16 protein-coding genes are annotated in these 17,153 nt (G+C 65.7%); 11 read left to right on the top strand and 5 right to left on the bottom strand.

Features of this window, described 5'->3' with window-relative positions; genetic code table 11:
- Positions 1-70: 70 nt before the first annotated feature.
- The 10 genes from cyoB to FB598_RS17470 all read left to right on the top strand — a co-directional run bounded on the left by cyoB (position 71) and on the right by FB598_RS17470 (position 10,817).
- Positions 71-2,074 carry a cytochrome o ubiquinol oxidase subunit I gene (gene cyoB / locus FB598_RS17425; RefSeq protein WP_141916932.1) on the top strand — a complete coding sequence of 668 codons (2,004 nt, stop codon included), beginning with the start codon at positions 71-73 and terminating at the stop codon, positions 2,072-2,074.
- On the top strand, positions 2,067-2,693 hold the full coding sequence (gene cyoC / locus FB598_RS17430) for a cytochrome o ubiquinol oxidase subunit III (RefSeq protein ID WP_141916933.1): 627 nt from the start codon (positions 2,067-2,069) through the stop codon (positions 2,691-2,693). The genes cyoB and cyoC overlap by 8 nt, the downstream gene beginning before the upstream one ends.
- On the top strand, positions 2,690-3,169 hold the full coding sequence (gene cyoD, locus FB598_RS17435) for a cytochrome o ubiquinol oxidase subunit IV (RefSeq protein ID WP_141916935.1): 480 nt from the start codon (positions 2,690-2,692) through the stop codon (positions 3,167-3,169). Before cyoC ends, cyoD begins: the two co-directional genes overlap by 4 nt.
- On the top strand, positions 3,166-4,032 hold the full coding sequence (locus FB598_RS17440) for an SURF1 family protein (RefSeq protein ID WP_141916937.1): 867 nt from the start codon (positions 3,166-3,168) through the stop codon (positions 4,030-4,032). Before cyoD ends, FB598_RS17440 begins: the two co-directional genes overlap by 4 nt.
- Positions 4,016-5,428: an ATP-binding protein gene (locus FB598_RS17445; protein WP_141916939.1), complete on the top strand. Its 1,413-nt coding sequence runs from the start codon at positions 4,016-4,018 to the stop codon at positions 5,426-5,428. The genes FB598_RS17440 and FB598_RS17445 overlap by 17 nt, the downstream gene beginning before the upstream one ends.
- A 133-nt stretch (positions 5,429-5,561) precedes the next feature.
- Positions 5,562-6,098: a response regulator transcription factor gene (locus FB598_RS17450; protein ID WP_141916941.1), complete on the top strand. Its 537-nt coding sequence runs from the start codon at positions 5,562-5,564 to the stop codon at positions 6,096-6,098.
- A gap of 94 nt (positions 6,099-6,192) precedes the next feature.
- The gene (locus tag FB598_RS17455) at positions 6,193-7,443 is read left to right on the top strand and encodes an ABC transporter substrate-binding protein (RefSeq protein WP_370454633.1); all 1,251 of its coding nucleotides are present in this window, start codon (positions 6,193-6,195) and stop codon (positions 7,441-7,443) included.
- 43 nt (positions 7,444-7,486) lie between these two features.
- Positions 7,487-9,379: an ABC transporter permease gene (locus tag FB598_RS17460; RefSeq protein ID WP_141916943.1), complete on the top strand. Its 1,893-nt coding sequence runs from the start codon at positions 7,487-7,489 to the stop codon at positions 9,377-9,379.
- Positions 9,376-10,152 carry an ABC transporter ATP-binding protein gene (locus FB598_RS17465; RefSeq protein ID WP_141916945.1) on the top strand — a complete coding sequence of 259 codons (777 nt, stop codon included), beginning with the start codon at positions 9,376-9,378 and terminating at the stop codon, positions 10,150-10,152. The genes FB598_RS17460 and FB598_RS17465 overlap by 4 nt, the downstream gene beginning before the upstream one ends.
- Complete coding sequence (locus FB598_RS17470) at positions 10,149-10,817, top strand: ABC transporter ATP-binding protein (protein WP_141916948.1); 669 nt, start codon at positions 10,149-10,151, stop codon at positions 10,815-10,817. The genes FB598_RS17465 and FB598_RS17470 overlap by 4 nt, the downstream gene beginning before the upstream one ends.
- Here FB598_RS17470 and bioD read toward each other — a convergent pair.
- From bioD to bioB, 5 genes are read right to left on the bottom strand one after another with little or no spacing between them, the layout of a single operon-like run.
- Positions 10,776-11,504, bottom strand: coding sequence for a dethiobiotin synthase (bioD, locus tag FB598_RS17475; protein ID WP_141916950.1), 729 nt, complete (start codon positions 11,502-11,504; stop codon positions 10,776-10,778). The genes FB598_RS17470 and bioD overlap by 42 nt on opposite strands.
- Complete coding sequence (bioA, locus tag FB598_RS17480) at positions 11,501-12,835, bottom strand: adenosylmethionine--8-amino-7-oxononanoate transaminase (RefSeq protein ID WP_141916953.1); 1,335 nt, start codon at positions 12,833-12,835, stop codon at positions 11,501-11,503. The genes bioD and bioA overlap by 4 nt, the downstream gene beginning before the upstream one ends.
- Positions 12,832-14,007 carry an 8-amino-7-oxononanoate synthase gene (gene bioF, locus FB598_RS17485; protein WP_141916955.1) on the bottom strand — a complete coding sequence of 392 codons (1,176 nt, stop codon included), beginning with the start codon at positions 14,005-14,007 and terminating at the stop codon, positions 12,832-12,834. The genes bioA and bioF overlap by 4 nt, the downstream gene beginning before the upstream one ends.
- Positions 14,004-15,287, bottom strand: coding sequence for a cytochrome P450 (locus tag FB598_RS17490; protein WP_255515803.1), 1,284 nt, complete (start codon positions 15,285-15,287; stop codon positions 14,004-14,006). The genes bioF and FB598_RS17490 overlap by 4 nt, the downstream gene beginning before the upstream one ends.
- 38 nt (positions 15,288-15,325) lie before the next feature.
- Positions 15,326-16,345 (bottom strand): biotin synthase BioB, encoded by a 1,020-nt coding sequence (gene bioB / locus FB598_RS17495; RefSeq protein ID WP_141917096.1) that lies wholly within the window; start codon positions 16,343-16,345, stop codon positions 15,326-15,328.
- A gap of 125 nt (positions 16,346-16,470) precedes the next feature.
- On the opposite strand from bioB, the gene FB598_RS17500 reads away from it, so the two are divergent.
- Positions 16,471-17,112, top strand: coding sequence for a GntR family transcriptional regulator (locus tag FB598_RS17500; protein ID WP_141916957.1), 642 nt, complete (start codon positions 16,471-16,473; stop codon positions 17,110-17,112).
- Positions 17,113-17,153 lie beyond the last annotated feature (41 nt).

The raw sequence follows: 17,153 nt of genomic DNA on the forward strand, positions 1-17,153 counted from the left end.
AGCGCAGTAGCTGTATTGGCGCGGCAGTTGCCGGCTGCACCGTATTTTCCTTTTTCCCCGGGAAGTAAAGATGTCTGACAATTTTGACCTGATAAAGCTGATCTTCGGTCGTCTCAGCCTGGAAGCGATTCCATACCATGAGCCGATCCTCATCGGCACCTTCGCCGCAGTCGCCCTGGGCGGCATCGTGCTGCTGGCGCTGCTGACCAAGTATCGCCTGTGGGGCGTGCTGTGGCGCGACTGGTTCACCAGCATCGACCACAAGCGCATCGGCATCATGTACATCGTGCTGGCCATCGTCATGCTGCTGCGCGGTTTCTCCGACGCCATCATGATGCGCGCCCAGCAGGCCATCGCCTTCGGCGACAATCCCGGTTTCCTGCCGCCGCACCACTATGACCAGATCTTCACCGCCCACGGCGTGATCATGATCTTCTTCGTGGCCATGCCGCTGGTGACCGGCCTGATGAACTACGTCGTACCCCTGCAGATCGGCGCGCGCGACGTGGCGTTCCCGTTCCTCAACAACTTCAGCTTCTGGATGACCACCTTCGGCGCGCTGCTGGTGATGGCCTCGCTGTTCGTGGGCGAATTCGCGCGCACCGGCTGGCTGGCGTATCCGCCGCTGTCGGGCATCCTGTACAGTCCGGACGTCGGGGTCGACTACTACATCTGGGCCTTGCAGGTGGCCGGGGTAGGGACGCTGCTGTCGGGCGTCAACCTGGTGGTCACCATCGTCAAGATGCGCGCCCCAGGCATGAACATGATGAAGATGCCCGTCTTCACCTGGACCTCGCTGTGCACCAACGTGCTGATCGTGGCCGCCTTCCCGGTCCTGACCGCCGTGCTGGCCATGCTCTCGCTGGATCGCGTCTTCGGCACCAACTTCTTCACCAACGACATGGGCGGCAACGCCATGATGTACGTGAACCTGATCTGGATCTGGGGCCACCCCGAGGTCTACATCCTGGTGCTGCCGGCGTTCGGCATCTTCTCCGAAATCGTCTCGACCTTCAGCGGCAAGCGCCTGTTCGGCTACACCTCCATGGTGTACGCGACCGTCGTGATCACCATCCTGTCGTACCTGGTGTGGCTGCACCACTTCTTCACCATGGGTTCGGGCGCCAGCGTCAACTCGTTCTTCGGCATCACCACGATGATCATCTCGATCCCGACCGGCGCCAAGATCTTCAACTGGCTGTTCACCATGTATCGCGGCCGCATCCGCTTTGAAGTGCCCATGCTGTGGACCATCGGCTTCATGATCACCTTCGTCATCGGCGGCATGACCGGCGTGCTGCTGGCCGTTCCCCCGGCCGACTTCGTGCTGCACAACAGCCTGTTCCTGATCGCCCACTTCCACAACGTGATCATCGGCGGCGTGGTGTTCGGCATGTTCGCCGGCATCAACTTCTGGTTCCCGAAGGCCTTCGGCTTCAAGCTCAACGATTTCTGGGGCCGCTGCTCGTTCTGGTTCTGGCTGGTCGGCTTCTACCTGGCCTTCATGCCGCTGTACGTGCTGGGCCTGATGGGCGTGACCCGCCGCGTGAGCCACTTCGACGATCCGTCGCTGCAGATCTGGTTCGTGGTCGCCGCGCTGGGCGCCGGCCTGATCGCCCTGGGCATCGCCTCGTTCATCATCCAGATCTACGTGTCCATCCGCGACCGCAAGAAGCTGGCCGATGTCACCGGCGACCCGTGGGACGGCCGTACCCTGGAATGGTCGACCGCGTCGCCGCCGCCGGCCTACAACTTCGCGTTCACCCCGGTGGTGCATGACAACGACGCCTGGACCGATATGAAGAAGCACGGCTACAAGCGTCCGCTGGGCGACTTCGTCGAGATCCACATGCCGAAGAACACCGGCGCCGGCTTCATCATCGCGGCCCTGTCGGCAGCGTTCGGCTTCGCCATGATCTGGCAAATGTGGCTGCCGGCAGTGGCTGCCCTGATCGCCGTGGTGGTAGCGACTATCGTCCACACCTTTAATTACAACCGCGACTACTACATCCCGGCCGACGAAGTCGTCCGGGTCGAAGCAGAGCGCACTCGCCTGTTGAATAGCCATGTCTGAAGCGATTAATCCCACGGCCGACGCGACGCCAAGCTCGCGTTTCTGGACCCGCCATCACCATCCGGAGAACGGCACCCTGCTGGGCTTCTGGATCTACCTGATGAGCGACTGCCTCATCTTCGCCTGCCTGTTTGCGTGCTACGCCGTGCTCGGCCGCAACTACGCGGGCGGCCCGACCGGCGCCGAACTGTTCGACCTGCCGCTGGTGGCGCTGAACACCGCGCTGCTGCTGCTGTCGTCGATCACCTATGGCTTCGCCATGCTGGCGATGCAGGCCAAGAAGCAGCAGAATACGCTGGTCTGGCTGGCCATCACCGGCCTGCTGGGCGCCGGCTTCATCTACTTCGAACTGTATGAGTTCCTGCACCTGATCCACGAAGGCGCCGGCCCGACCCGCAGCGGTTTCCTGACCTCGTTCTTCGCGCTGGTCGGCACCCACGGCCTGCACGTGTCCTTCGGCATCATCTGGCTGGTCGTGCTGATGTTCCAGGTCAACAAGCATGGCCTGACCCCGGAAAACGGTCGCCGCCTGATGTGCCTGTCGATGTTCTGGCACTTCCTGGACGTGGTCTGGATCGGCGTCTTCACCTTTGTCTACCTGATGGGAGTCCTGCCATGAGCCGCGGCCACCAAGAACACCCGGCCCGCCCGATGGGCCAGCACGACCACCACGACGGTCATGGCCACCATGACGACCACGGCGCGCATGGTTCGATGAAGGACTACGTCACCGGCTTCGTGCTGGCCGTGATCCTGACCGCCATCCCGTTCTGGCTGGTGATGGGCAAGAAGATCGAAAGCTCGAGCAGCATGGCCATGGTCCTGCTGGCCTTCGCCGCCGTGCAGATCGTGGTGCACATCAAGTACTTCCTGCACATGAACGGCAAGTCCGAAGGCGGCTGGAACATGCTGGCGATGATCTTTACCGTCGTCATCGTGGGCATTACGCTGGCCGGCTCGCTGTGGGTCATGTACCACTTGAACCACAACATGATGCCGGGCATGTCGCCGCAGAACATGCCCAATGAAACCGTGCCGCAGTCGATGCAGCAAAGCATGCCCGGCATGCAGCACGAGATGCAGCAGGCGAAATGAGCCAAACGCCACGCAACCGCGTGACGCAAGGCATCGAAACGGGGCGCGCGCAAGCCGCCCCGACATCCCGCTCAAGAGCCAGCCTGATTTTCCTGGCGCTTTGTGCGGGATTTTTCTTTATGGTCTTCGTCGCGCTCGGAACCTGGCAGGTCTACCGCCTGCAATGGAAACTGGCGCTCATCTCCAAGGTCGATGCGCGCGTGCATGCGGCGCCGGTGCCGGCGCCCGGGCGTGCCTTGTGGCCGCAAGTCTCGTCGGAGGCCGACGAATACCGCCGCGTCAGCCTGAGCGGTCGCTTCCTCTATAGCAAGACCACCGCCGTCCAGGCCAGCACCGACCTGGGCAGCGGCTCCTGGCTGCTGACCCCGCTGCAGACCGCCGACGGCGACCTGGTGCTGGTCAATCGCGGCTTTGTCGGCGCCGCGCCGATCAAGCTGATCGCCAGCACTGCGCAGGATGGCCCCGGCGAACCGCCGGTCGAAGTGGTGGGCCTGATGCGCATGAGCGAGCAGGGCGGCGGTTTCCTGCGCAGCAACGAGCCGCAGCAGAACCGCTGGTATTCGCGCGATGTGCAGGCAATCGCTGCCGCGCGCGGCCTGGCGCCGGAGCGCGTGGCGCCTTACTTCGTCGATGCCGACCGCGCATCGTCGCAAGCCAATGCCGGCAACGCCCCCGATGCCGAAAAACCGGTCGGCGGGCTGACCGTGATCGCCTTCCACAACAGCCACCTGGTCTATGCGCTGACCTGGTATGCGCTGGCGCTGATGGTCGCAGGCGCCGGTTTCTGGGTGGTGCGCGATGAACGCCGCCGCGCCGGCCTTGCACGCCCCCAACAGGAAAAGAAAGATGACGGCCGGCACTGAGTCTGGCGGAGCCGCCGGGGCCGGCAAGCCCAGGACGCTCAAGGAGCGCTGGCAGCGCCTGAGGCAGGGCCAGGAAAACCCGGCCGGCCACCAGAACATGCTGCTGCTGATCCAGCTGCGCTGGCTGGCGGTGCTGGGGCAGATCTCCACCGTCGCCTTCGTGGCGCTGGTGTTCGACATCCGCCTGCCGCTGCCGCACATGCTGGAGGTGCTGTCCTGCCTGATCGCCTTCAACATCGCCAGCCACCTGCGCTGGCATGAACGCCGCACGGTCACCAACGCCGAACTGTTCCTGGCCTTGCTGGTGGATGTAGCGGCGCTGACTTTCCAGCTCTATCTCTCCGGCGGCATCACCAATCCGTTCGCCTTCCTCTACCTGATGCAGATCATCCTCTCGGCGGTGCTGCTCAAGCCCTGGTCGAGTTGGGCCATCGTCGGCATCACCCTGGGTTGCCTGGCCGGACTGGCGCTGTTCTCCGAACCGCTGGCGCTGCCGCCCGACCACAGCAACGGCCTGTTCAGCCTGTATGTGGAAGGCACGCTGATCTGCTTCCTGCTCAATGCCGGGCTGCTGGTGTTCTTCATCACCCGCATCAACAGCAACCTGCGCGCCGGCGACGCCATGCTGGCCGACCTGCGCCAGCGCGCCGCCGAAGAAGACCACATCGTGCGCATGGGCCTGTTGGCCTCCGGCGCGGCGCATGAACTGGGCACGCCGCTGTCGACCTTGTCGGTGATCCTGGGCGACTGGCGCCGCATGCCGGAAATCAGCCAGCGCCAGGAACTGCTGGACGACATCAGCGAGATGGAAGCGCAACTGCAGCGCTGCAAGGCCATCGTCAGCGGCGTGCTGCTGTCGGCCGGCGAAGCGCGCGGCGAATCCTCGGTCAAGACCACCCTCAACACCTTCCTCGACAGCGTCGCCGAAGACTGGCGCAAATCGCGGCCGGTCGCCGAGTTCGAGTACCGCAACCTGATCGAACAGGACGTGCCCGTGGTGTTCGACTCGGCCATCAAGCAGATGCTGGGCAACGTGCTGGATAACGCCTTCGAGGTATCGCCCGACTGGATCTCGCTGCTGGTGAAGCGGGAAGGGGACCTGCTGCAGATGGAAGTGAGCGACCGCGGGGCCGGTTTTCCGGAGTGGATGCTCAGCCAGCTCGGCAAGCCTTACCAGTCGACCAAAGGCAAGCCGGGCCGGGGGCTGGGCCTGTTCTTCGTGGTCAACGTCGCCCGCAAGCTGGGCGGGCGGATTGCCGCCAGCAACCGCGCAACCGGGGGCGCCACGGTGACGCTCACGCTGCCGCTGTCGGCGATCAGCCTGGAAGAGGCGCCCGATTCACCGGCTCCGGAAGTCCAATCCCCGTCCCGGCAGAACACGACGCAAGCTGGCTGAGCGGGCGCACAAGCCCATCGGCTGCCGCCTGGCGCCGGTCAATTCCTATTTCATGCCTGGCATAGGCGCCCAAACCCGATCTCGCCATACAATAGCGGGTTGGGAAAGTAGAAAGAAATATGGAAATTGCAACATGACGGTTGACCGCCTGCTCCTGATCATCGAGGATGACGCCGCCTTCGCCCGCACCTTGAGCCGCTCGTTCGAGCGCCGCGGCTACACGGTGCTGCAAGCCTCCAACCAGGAAGAGGCCGCGGCTCATCTGCAGGACCACAATCCGGGTTATGCCGTGGTCGACCTCAAACTCTCCGGCAACGCCTCGGGCCTGGCCTGCGTGCAGATGCTGCACGCCCACGATCCCGCCATGCTGATCGTGGTGCTGACCGGCTTCGCCAGCATCACCACCGCGGTCGAGGCGATCAAACTGGGCGCCTGCCAATACCTGGCCAAACCTTCCAATACCGATGACATCGAAGCCGCCTTCGGCCATGTGGCCGGCATGGCCGAACTGGAATTGCCGGCGCGCGCGACTTCGATCAAGACTCTGGAGTGGGAGCGCATCCACGAAGTGCTGGTGGAAACCGACTTCAACATCTCCGAAACCGCCCGCCGGCTCGGCATGCACCGCCGCACCCTGGCGCGCAAGCTGGAAAAGCAGCGCATCAAATAAGCCGCAGTACCGCGCCAGGCCCGCTACTGCGACAACGGTTATGATTACGCCTGCGCGCCGCGCCAAGACGGCAATGACCTCTGAAGGGAACAACGTGACACATCGCATCGGCTTTCTCCAACGCTTCCAACGTCTCCAATACCTGAAATGCAGCAGCCTGCTGGCCGTCGGCGCCGCCATCCTGGCCCTGTCCGCAGGCCCGCTGGCGCAGGCGCAAAGCACCATCAAGATCGGCGAGATCAACAGCTACAAGGCGCAGCCGGCTTTCCTCGAGCCCTACCGCCGCGGCTGGGAAATGGCCGTCGATGAGGTCAATGCCGCCGGCGGCGTGCTGGGCAAGAAGCTGGAAGTGATCGCGCGCGACGACAACGGCAATCCCGGCGACTCGGTGCGCATTGCCGAGGAACTGATGACGCGCGAGCGCGTGGCGCTGCTGTTCGGCGGCTTCCTCTCCAACACCGGCCTGGCGCTGACCGACTACGCCAAGCAGCGCAAGGTGTTCTTCCTCGCCGCCGAGCCGCTGACCGACAAGATCGTCTGGCACAACGGCAACAAATACACCTATCGCCTGCGTCCCTCCACCTACATGCTGGTGGCTTCTGTTGTGAAAGAGGCGGTCAAGCTGAAGAAAAAGCGCTGGGCCATCGTCTACCCCAACTACGAATACGGCCAGTCGGCCGCAGCCAGTTTCAAGGCGCTGATGCAGCAGGCGCAGCCGGATGTGGAGTTCGTCGCCGAACAGGCGCCGCCGCTGGGCAAGATCGATGCCGGCGCGGTCGCCCAGGCGCTGGCCGACGCCAAGCCTGACGCCATCTTCAACGCGCTGTTCGCCGCCGACCTCGGCAAGTTCGTGCGCGAAGGCAATACCCGTGGCCTGTTCGATGGCGTGGAAGTGGTCTCGCTGTTGACCGGCGAGCCGGAATACCTCGACCCGCTCAAGGGCGAAGCGCCGGTGAACTGGATCGTCACCGGTTACCCCTGGTATGCGATCAACACGCCCGAGCACAAGAAGTTCGTCGACGCCTACCGCAAGAAATACAACGACTATCCGCGCAACGGCTCGCTGGTCGGCTATGCCGCGCTGATGTCGATCGCCGCCGGCATCAAGAAGGCCGGCAGCACGGATGCCGACAAGCTGGCCGCGGCTTTCTCCGGCCTGCAGGTCGATACCCCGGTGGCGCCCATCGTCTACCGCGCGCAGGACCACCAGTCCACGCTGGGGGCTTTCGTCGGCCGCACCGGCCTCAAGGATGGCAAGGGAATCATGACCAGCTTCACCTACATCGACGGCGCCGCGCTGCAATTGCCGGACGCCGAGGTGAAGAAGCTGCGCCCGGCCGATTGATTGCGCCTGCCATGAGCATTCCTCTTTGGCGGGCGCGGCTCCCATGACGCTGGCCAGCCTCACCGTCCAGCTGATCAACGGCCTGGCCGACGCCTCCGCCATGTTCCTGGTGGCGGCCGGCCTGTCGCTGATCTTCGGCGTCACGCGCATCGTCAACTTCGCGCATGGCTCCTTCTACATGCTGGGCCTGTACATCGCCTACACCCTGGTCGAGGCCATCGGCGCCAGCGCCGGCGGTTTCTGGAGCGCCGTGCTGCTGTCGGCGTTTGCCGTGGCCATCATCGGCGCGGCGGTGGAAATCCTCATCCTGCGCCGCATCTACCGCGCTCCCGAACTGTTCCAGTTGCTGGCCACCTTCGCCCTGGTGCTGGTGATCAAGGACGCTGCGCTCTGGGCCTGGGGCCCGGAAGACCTGTTCGCGCCGCGCGCGCCGGGCCTGGAAGGCGCGGTACACCTGCTGGGCCGCCGCCTGCCGCAATACGACTTGCTGCTGATCCTCATCGGGCCCCTGGTGTTCGGCCTGCTGTGGCTGCTGTTGAACCGCACCCGCTGGGGTACGCTGATCCGCGCCGCCACCCAGGACCGCGACATGCTGGGCGCGCTGGGCGTGAACCAGGCCTGGCTATTTACAGGCGTGTTCACGCTGGGCTGCTTCCTGGCCGGCCTGGGCGGCGCCTTGCAAGGACCGCGCATTCCCGCCAACCTGGCGCTGGACCTGGATACCATCGGCACCACCTTCGTGGTGGTGGTGGTCGGCGGCATGGGATCGATCGGCGGCGCTTTCGCGGCGGCCTTGCTGATCGCCGAGGTCAAGGCCCTGTGCATCGCGCTGGGCAACGTCTCGCTGCTGGGCATCGAGTTTTCCCTGTCGCGCCTGACGCTGGTGGTGGAATTTTTGGTGATGGCGCTGATACTGGTGGTGCGGCCATGGGGCCTGTTCGGCAAACCGCTGGCGCCAGCGCGTGGCGGCGCCGGGCATGAATTGCCGCTGCGTCCGGCCAGCCGCGCCGCCCGCCTGGCGGGCATGGCGCTGTTCGCGCTGTTGCTGGCCTTGCCGCTGCTGGCCGACAGCTTTCCCTATCTGCCGGTGCTGATGGTGGAAATCCTGGTGGCCGTGCTGTTCGCCGCCAGCCTGCACTTCATCATGGGGCCGGGCGGCATGGCCTCGTTCGGGCATGCCGCGTATTTCGGCTTGGGCGCTTACGGCGCCGCGCTGCTGGCGCTGAAACTGCAATGGCCGATGGCCGCCGCCTTCGTCGCCGGGCCGGTGGTGGCGCTGCTGGGCGCGTTGCTGTTCGGCTGGTTCTGCGTGCGCCTGTCGGGCGTCTACCTGGCCATGCTGACGCTGGCCTTCGCCCAGATCGTCTGGGCCGTGATCTTCCAGTGGGACGACGTCACCGGCGGCAGCAACGGCCTGGTCGGCATCCGGCCGATCGAAGCATTGGCCTCTCCCGTCGCTTACTACTATCTGGCGCTGGCATGTGCCGCGGCCGGCGTCTGGCTGCTGCGCCGGGTGGTGTATGCGCCGTTCGGGCTGGCGCTGCGCGCCGCGCGCGATTCGACCGTGCGCGCCGAAGCGCTGGGGATCGACGTCAAGCGCGTGCAGTGGCTGGGCTTCGCCGTGGCCGGCGTGTTCTGCGGGCTGGCCGGCGTGCTGTTCGCCTTTTCCAAGGGGAGCATTTCCCCCGAAGTGGTCGGCATCAACCGCTCGGTCGATGGGCTGGTGATGGTGATGCTGGGCGGCCTGCAAAGCCTGCTCGGCCCGCTGCTCGGGGCGTCGCTGTTCACCTGGCTGCAGGATGTGGTGGCGCGCGAGACCGATTACTGGCGCGCCTTGCTGGGCCTGGTCATCCTGGCGCTGGTGCTGCTCTTGCCCGGCGGCGTGGCCGGCCTGCTGCGCCGCTTCGAACGCCGTTCGGAGGAGGCTGCGCCATGAGCCTGCTGCAGGTCAGCCATCTCTCCAAGGCCTTCGGCGGCGTACAGGCGCTCGACGATGTGTCGTTCCAACTGCCGGCCGGGCAGTTGCTGGCGCTGATCGGCCCCAATGGCGCCGGCAAGTCTACCTGCTTCAACATCATCAACGGCCAGCACAAGCCCGACGGCGGCGCCGTGCTGCTGGACGGAAAGGATATCGCCGGCCTCGGCCCGCGCCGTATCTGGCGCCGCGGCGTGGGGCGCACTTTCCAGGTGTCGGCCGCCTTCCATTCGATGACGGTGCTGGAAAACGTCCAGGCCGCCTTACTGTCGCACCACCGCAAGCTCGGCCAGCTGTGGCGCCCGGCCGCGCGCTACTACCGCGACGAGGCGATGCACTTGCTGCAGCAGGTCGGCATGGCGCCGCAAGCGCAGCGTGCCTGCGGCATCCTGGCCTATGGCGATATCAAGCGCGTCGAGCTGGCCATGGCATTGTCCAACCAGCCGCGCCTGCTGCTGATGGACGAGCCGACCGCCGGCATGGCCGCGCACGAGCGCCGCGAACTGATGGCGCTGACGCGGCAACTGGTCAGCGAACGCGGCATCTCGGTGCTGTTTACCGAGCACAGCATGGACGTGGTGTTCGCCTTCGCCGACCGCATCATCGTACTGGCGCGCGGCCGGCTCATCGCCGACGGCGTCGCCGCCGACATCCGCCGCGACGCGCAGGTGCGCGAAGTCTATTTCGGCTCCGGCAGCACCTTCGAAGACCGGCCGGAGGAGGACATGGCATGAGCACGCCGCTGTTGAAAGTGGAAGGGCTCAACGCCTTCTATGGCCAGGCCCATATCCTGTTCGACCTGCAACTGGAGGTCGGGCGCGGCGAGGTGGTGGCGCTGACGGGGCGCAACGGCGCCGGCAAGTCGACCACCCTGAAGGCGTTGATGGGGCTGCTGGACGGCACGCAAGGCAGGGTGGCTTTCGACGGCTGCGACATCGCGCGCCTGCCGTCCTACAAGCGGGCGCGCCTGGGCCTGGGTTTCGTGCCGGAAGACCGCCGCGTGTTCACCGAATTGAGCGTCGTGCAAAACCTGGAAACCGGACGCCAGCCGCCGCGCCCCGGCGCCCCGGCATGGACGCCGGATGCGCTGTTTGCACTGTTCCCCAACCTGGGCGCCATGCCGCAGCGGCCCGGCGGCCAGATGAGCGGCGGCGAGCAGCAGATGCTGACCATCGCCCGCACGCTGATGGGCAACCCGCACCTGCTGTTGCTGGACGAGCCGTCGGAAGGCGTGGCGCCGGTGATCGTGGAGCAGATGGCGGCCATGATCGTCAAGCTCAAGCAGGCCGGCATGGCGGTCTTGCTGTGCGAGCAGAACCTCCACTTCGCCCGCCTGGTCAGCGACCGGGCCTATCAGTTAGATCACGGCCGCATCGTCCGCGAGGGCGGCCTGGGCTAAGATCGCCGGATCGAGCAGGCCCGCCGCCATGGCCGCATCCATGCCGTCGCGCCACGGCAGGCGGCCCAGCATCGGGGTGTCGATGCGCTGCCGCAGGCTGGCCACCATCGCCCCGGATCGAGGTTCCTGCGGATCGATGACATTGGCCACCCAGCCGGCCAGGCGCAGGCCCCGGCCGGCGATGGCTCGCTGGGTCAGCAGGGCATGGTTGATGCACCCCAGCCGTATTCCCACCACCAAAATCACCGGCAGGCCCAGCCGGGCGGCAAGATCATCGCTATTGGCGTTGTCATTGAGCGGCACCACGAAACCGCCGGCGCCTTCGACTATCACCATATCCGCCGCGCGCCGGATTTCCCGGTAGCAGCGTTCGATATGCGCCAGCTCGATGGGTATCCCCTCGGCCTGCGCCGCGATATGCGGGGCGGTCGCCTCTTTCAGCTGGTAAGGATTGATGATGGCCGCGGGAAGGTCGACGTTGGCCTGGGCGCGCAGCATCTCGACGTCTTCGTTGCGCCAAGCGTCGCCATCGCGGTATGCGCCCGACGCCACCGGTTTCATGCCGGCCACCCTGATTCCGCGCTGCGCGAACAGGCGGATCAGCGCTGCCGATACCAAAGTCTTTCCCACGCCGGTATCGGTGCCGGTGATGAAAAATCCCGCCGTATTTGTATTATGCGTATTCATGCGGCCTCCATCACCGCATCGAAGGTGCGCCGTATCCGTTCGGCCAGCCAGGCGGCGTCTTCCAGCGCCAGGAGATAAGGCGGCATCAGGTAGATGGTGTTGCCGATCGGCCGCAGCAGCAGTTCGTTGCGGGCGGCCGCGGCGGCGAAGCGGCGAGAGAAGCCGGGTGGCCCGTCAATGGCGGCATCGCAGGCCCAGATCATCCCGGTCTGGCGGAAGTGGGCGATGCGCGAGTCCTGCGCCAGCGGCTGCAGCGCCTCGGTCATCGCGGCGGCGAATACGCGGTTGCGCGCCAGCACATCGTCGTCCTCGAAGATGGCGAGCACCTCCAGCGCGGCCCGGCATGCCAGCGGATTGCCGGTATAGGAATGGGAGTGCAGGAAGCCTTTGCGCACATCGTCGTCGTAGAACGCTTCATAGATGGCGTCGCGCGTCATCACCAGCGAGAGCGGCAGGTAGCCGCCGCTGATGCCCTTGGACAGGCACAGGAAATCGGGCCAGATGCCGGCCTGCTCGCAGGCGAAGAAGCTGCCGGTGCGGCCGCAGCCGACCGCGATTTCATCGGCGATCATATGCACCCGGTAGGCATCGCACAGCCGGCGCACGCCGGCCAGGTAGCCGGCGTCATGCATGGCCATTCCGCCGGCGCATTGCACCAGCGGTTCGACGATGACGGCGGCGATATGGCCCCGGCGTTGCTGCAACAGTCGTTCCAGGTCCGCCAGCGCGCGCAGCGCGACATCCGCGGCGCTTTCTCCGGACCGCGCCAGGCGCGCGTCGGGCGAGGCGGCGACATGCGATGCCCGCAGCAGGCTTTCATAAGGTGCGCGGAACAGGGCCGTGTCGGTGACGCCGAGCGCGCCCAGGGTTTCGCCGTGATAGCCCCCTTGCAGGCAGATGAATTCGCGCTTGTTGCCATCTCCCGCGTTGCGCCAGGCATGCGCGCTCATCTTCAGGGCGATTTCGACGGCCGAAGCGCCGTCCGAAGCGTAAAAGCAATGGCCGAGCGCGTGGCCGGTCAGGGCCGACAGTTTTTCCGACAGGGCGACCACCGGCTCATGGGTGAAACCGGCCAGCATCGCATGCTCAAGCCGGTCGAGCTGATCCTTCAGGGCGCTGTTGATGCGCGCATTGGTGTGGCCGAACAGGTTGACCCACCATGAACTGATCGCATCGAAATAGCGGCGGCCGTCCGCATCGTGCAGCCAGGCGCCGTGGGCATGCGCAATGGCGATCGGCGGGCTGCTTTCATGGTGCCGCATCTGGGTGCACGGATGCCAGACGCTGCGCAGGCTGCGCGCGACCAGCTCGCCGGAGCGTGAATCATTCATGCAGCTTCCCCCACAAGCGCCGAGGCGGCGTGCAGCAAGGCCTCGGCCAGTTGTTCCAGCTGTTGTTCGGTGTGCACGGCGGACAGGCTGATCCGCAGGCGCGCCGTTCCCTTGGGCACGGTCGGCGGACAGATCGCCGGCGCCCAGATGCCGCGGCTGCGCAGGAAATCCATCAGGTCGCGGGCGCCCTTGTTGTCGCCGACGATCAGCGGCTGGATCGCCGTCGATGACGGCAGCAGTTTCCAGGGCAATGGCGCCAGCCGCTGCCTGAGATAGGCGGCGCCTTCCCGCAGGCATTCGCGCCGCCATTCGTCGCGGCCGATGAGGGTCAGGCTGGCGCTGACCGCCGATGCCATCATGGCCGGATTGGCGGTGGTGAACATATAGGTCCGGGCGCGTTGCATGAGCCACTCGACCAGCTCGGCCGGCCCGGCCACGAAGGCGCCGGCGACGCCGGCGGCCTTGCCCAGCGTACCCATGTAGACCAGGCAATCGGATTGCAGGCCGAGGTGTTGCAGGCTGCCGCGCCCCTGCGGCCCCAGCACGCCGAAACCGTGGGCATCGTCCACCAGCAGCCAGGCGCCGTGGCGCTCGCATATCGCCGTCAGTTCCGCCAGCGGCGCGAGGTCGCCATCCATGCTGAAGACCGCATCGGTGACGACCAGCTTGCGCGGGCTCCGGCATTTGGCCAGCAGATGTTCCAGCCGCGCGACATCGTGATGCGGATAGACGCTGAAGTCGGCGCGCGACAGCCGGGCGCCGTCGATCAGCGAGGCATGGCTGAGCCGGTCGAGGAAGACCGCGTCGCCGGCGCCCACCAGCGCGGTGATGGCGCCGATGTTGGCCATGTAGCCGTTGGAAAAATACAGGGCGCGCGGCATGCCGACGAAATCGGCCAATTCCCGCTCCAGCGTTTCGTGCGCCCGCGCATGGCCCGAGATCAGTGCCGACGCGGCCGCGCCGACGCCATAGCGCTGCGCCGCAGAGATCGTGGCATCGATGATCCCGGGATGGCTGGCCAGGCCGAGATAGTCATTGCTGCAAAACGACAGGTACGGCACGCCGTCGACTTCCAGGATCGGCCCCTGCGGGCCGTCGACCACGCGCCGGGTGCGGCGCAGGCCTTGGGCGGCCAGTTCGGACAGGGATTGGGAGAAGTGGTTTGCGCTCAATGGGGGCTCCCGTGGTATGTGGCTTGCCGCGCCTGATGCATGGATGGCAGGGGCGGTATGGACGGCAGATGGCAAGTCAGGGGCAGCCGTTCCAGCGCGCGATAGGCGCAATTGTCTTGCCAGGCCAGGCCGGCGGGGCCCAGCGCCATGTCGGGCATGGCCCGCAGCAGTGCGCCAAAGGCGATCTCCGCCTCCATGCAACTGAGCGCGGCGCCGATGCAGACGTGCGGGCCGTGGCCGAACGCGAGATGGTTGCCTTCATCGCGGGCGATGTCGAAGCGGTGCGGCTCGCTGAAGCGTTCCGGATCGCGGTTGGCGGCGCCGATGTGCAAGATCGCCAGCTGGCCTTTGCGCAGCGTCTTGCCGCGCAGTTCAATGTCGGCCAGCAGTCGGCGGCCGGTGTATTGCACCGGGCTGTCATGGCGCAGCATTTCCCGGATGGCGTTGCGCAGCAGTGGCGGCGACGCCTTCAGCCTGGCCCATTGCTCCGGATGCCGCAGCAGCGCCAGCAAGCCGTTGCCGAGCAGGTTGCGGGTGGTTTCGTAGCCCGCAAAGAGCAGGGTGCAGCATTGCGCCAGGGCTTCGATGCGGGACAGGCGATGCTGCCGGTGCGCCAGCATGATGCGTCCCAGCAGGTCGTCGCCTGGGGTGGCGCTTGGAGTGGCGCTTGGAGTGTCCGCGCGCGCCGACATTTCATCCTGGAAGAATCCGGTCATGCAGGCCAGCGCCTGCTGCGCGCGCCGGGCTTGTTCGGCGGTGGGCGTCGGGCTGCCGATGAACGCGGCCAGGTCGGCCGCCCAGGCGACGAAGCCGGGCGGCTGCCCGGAGGTGATCCCCAGCATGCGGGCGATCACCAGCGCCGGCAGCGGGCGGGCGAAACTTTCGATGAAATCGAAGGCGACCTGGCGCCGTCCGTCGCCGCTTTCCCCGGCTGTCGCCTTTGCGCAGAGCGCGGCGATCAGTTGCTCGGCAATGCCGGCAATGGCCGGCGCCAGCGACTGCAAATCGTTCGGTTTGAAACCGATGTTGACGATGCCGCGCAGCCGGCGATGGGCGCGGCCATCGACAAACAGCAGGGAGCGCGAGAACACGCGCTTGAACTGGTCCAGCCCCGGATCTGGCAGCGCATGCGGCAGGCCGCCCTCGGGCGAGGCGAGCGTGCTGTTGATCCAGCGGGCCGCGCGCCGTACCGAGAACCGCGGGTCGCGCAAGGCGGCGGCGACGTCGGCATAACTCCTGATGATCCAGGCGCCGCCGCAAAATTCCTCGTTCCATTCCACGGGCGCCTCATGTGCGTGATGCGCGCCATCCTGCCGCATCACGATGCGCAATCCGCAGGCATGGGCTTGATGCCAAGCCGCGCCAGCAAGTCCTGGTCGGAAGAGAGGGCGGCATTGGGCGTAGTCAGTAGTTTGGCCCCGAGGAAGATCGAGTTGGCGCCGGCGGCGAAGCACAGCGCCTGGGTAGCTTCGCCCATGCTTTCGCGGCCGGCCGAGAGCCGGACCATCGACTTCGGCAAGCTGATGCGCGCTACCGCCACGGTACGGATGAATTCGAGCTCGTCCAGCGGCGGCGCATCTTCCAGCGGCGTGCCCTTGATCGGCACCAGATGGTTGATCGGCACCGACTCCGGCTGCGGCGTCAGGGCGGCCAGCTGCGCGATCAGCATGGCGCGCTGGCGGCGCGTCTCGCCCATGCCGACAATGCCGCCGCTGCAGACGCGCAAGCCGGCATCCTGCACCTTGCGGATGGTGTCGAGCCGATCCTGGTAGCTGCGGGTGGAAACGATGTTGCCGTAGAAATCCGGCGCGGTGTCGAGGTTGTGGTTGTAGTAATCCAGCCCGGCCTGCTTGAGCGCCTGCGCCTGGGTTTCTTCCAGCATGCCCAGCGTCATGCAGGTTTCCAGCCCCAATGCGCGCACCTCGCGCACCATGGTTGTGAGTGTGTCCATGTCGCGCTGCTTGGGATTGCGCCAGGCCGCGCCCATGCAGAAACGGCTGGCGCCTTGTTGCTTGGCGTCGCGCGCGGCGGCCAGCACATCCTGCGTCGACATCAGCTTGGTCGCGGTGATATCGGCCGACTGGTGCCGGGACGATTGCGAGCAATAGCCGCAGTCTTCGGGGCAGCCGCCGGTCTTGATCGACAGCAGGCTGGACAACTGCACCTCATTGGCCGGGAAGTTGTCGCGATGGACGGTTTGCGCCCGATACAGCAAGTCGAGGAAAGGCAGGTCGAACAGCGCCTGGACTGCGTCCGCATTCCAAAGGGAGGAGGCGGAATCGGCAGCCGAAGAACCGCGCTGGGGCGGCGCCCACTGGATCGTGCATTCTGATTGCATCATATCCTCCAAAAAGTATAGATAAAATGAAATTGACGACATCATCACGTAGAATGGTGCGTTTGGCGGATTCTATCTTCCGTCATTTTCATTTAACAATTTCTTTTTTTATAGATTATCTATAAATGGATCATCAGCAGAAAGACGCCGGCACGACCGCGGAACGCATCGCCGAGGCGCTGCGCATGCGCATCGTGCGCGGCGAGATAGCGGGCGGCGCGGCGCTCCGGCAAGACCATGTGGCGGAGGAATTCCAGTCCAGCCATGTCCCCGTGCGCGAAGCGTTCCAGCGCCTGGAAGCGCAGGGCCTGGTGGTGACCTTGCCGCGTCGCGGCGTGCGCGTGACTTCGCTGAACCCGGCCGTCATCAAGGAAAACGTCGAGATGCGCGCCGCGCTGGAGATCCTGGCGCTCAGGCACAGCGCGCCGAAATTCACGCCGGAGCACATCGAACGCCTGGAGCAGGCGCATGCCGCATGTTCGGAAGCCGCTTCGCTGGCGCAGTGGGACGCGGCCAATAACCTGTTCCACGAAATCCTCAGCAGCGAATGCGGCATGCCCAGGTTGCTGGCGGTGCTGCGGCAACTGCAACTGACCAATTCGCGCTACCTGTTTTCGACCGGCTTCAAGCGCGGCTGGCAGCCGCGTTCGGACCACGATCACATGCTGATCATCGATGCGCTGAAAGAGAAAAAGGTCGACCGCGCGCTGCAGCTGCTCAGCATGCATATCGGGACGATGGAGAGGGTGGGCTTCTCAGCGGCCTGAGCCGGCGCATAAGGCGCCATGGCAGGCATGGCGCGCAAATT

This window comes from Herbaspirillum sp. SJZ106 (genome assembly GCF_006715495.1).
GTDB lineage: Bacteria > Pseudomonadota > Gammaproteobacteria > Burkholderiales > Burkholderiaceae_D > Herbaspirillum.

Excerpts from the sequence above, each read along its gene's own strand:
- FB598_RS17460 (WP_141916943.1), top strand. The coding sequence starts at position 7,487 with ATGACGCTGGCCAGCCTCACCGTCCAGCTGATCAACGGCCTGGCCGAC.
- FB598_RS17445 (WP_141916939.1), top strand. The coding sequence starts at position 4,016 with ATGACGGCCGGCACTGAGTCTGGCGGAGCCGCCGGGGCCGGCAAGCCC.
- FB598_RS17470 (WP_141916948.1), top strand. The coding sequence starts at position 10,149 with ATGAGCACGCCGCTGTTGAAAGTGGAAGGGCTCAACGCCTTCTATGGC.
- cyoD (WP_141916935.1), top strand. The coding sequence starts at position 2,690 with ATGAGCCGCGGCCACCAAGAACACCCGGCCCGCCCGATGGGCCAGCAC.
- cyoC (WP_141916933.1), top strand. The coding sequence starts at position 2,067 with ATGTCTGAAGCGATTAATCCCACGGCCGACGCGACGCCAAGCTCGCGT.
- bioB (WP_141917096.1), bottom strand. The coding sequence starts at position 16,345 with ATGCAATCAGAATGCACGATCCAGTGGGCGCCGCCCCAGCGCGGTTCT.
- bioD (WP_141916950.1), bottom strand. The coding sequence starts at position 11,504 with ATGAATACGCATAATACAAATACGGCGGGATTTTTCATCACCGGCACC.
- FB598_RS17440 (WP_141916937.1), top strand. The coding sequence starts at position 3,166 with ATGAGCCAAACGCCACGCAACCGCGTGACGCAAGGCATCGAAACGGGG.
- bioA (WP_141916953.1), bottom strand. The coding sequence starts at position 12,835 with ATGAATGATTCACGCTCCGGCGAGCTGGTCGCGCGCAGCCTGCGCAGC.
- FB598_RS17465 (WP_141916945.1), top strand. The coding sequence starts at position 9,376 with ATGAGCCTGCTGCAGGTCAGCCATCTCTCCAAGGCCTTCGGCGGCGTA.
- FB598_RS17500 (WP_141916957.1), top strand. The coding sequence starts at position 16,471 with ATGGATCATCAGCAGAAAGACGCCGGCACGACCGCGGAACGCATCGCC.
- FB598_RS17450 (WP_141916941.1), top strand. The coding sequence starts at position 5,562 with ATGACGGTTGACCGCCTGCTCCTGATCATCGAGGATGACGCCGCCTTC.
- cyoB (WP_141916932.1), top strand. The coding sequence starts at position 71 with ATGTCTGACAATTTTGACCTGATAAAGCTGATCTTCGGTCGTCTCAGC.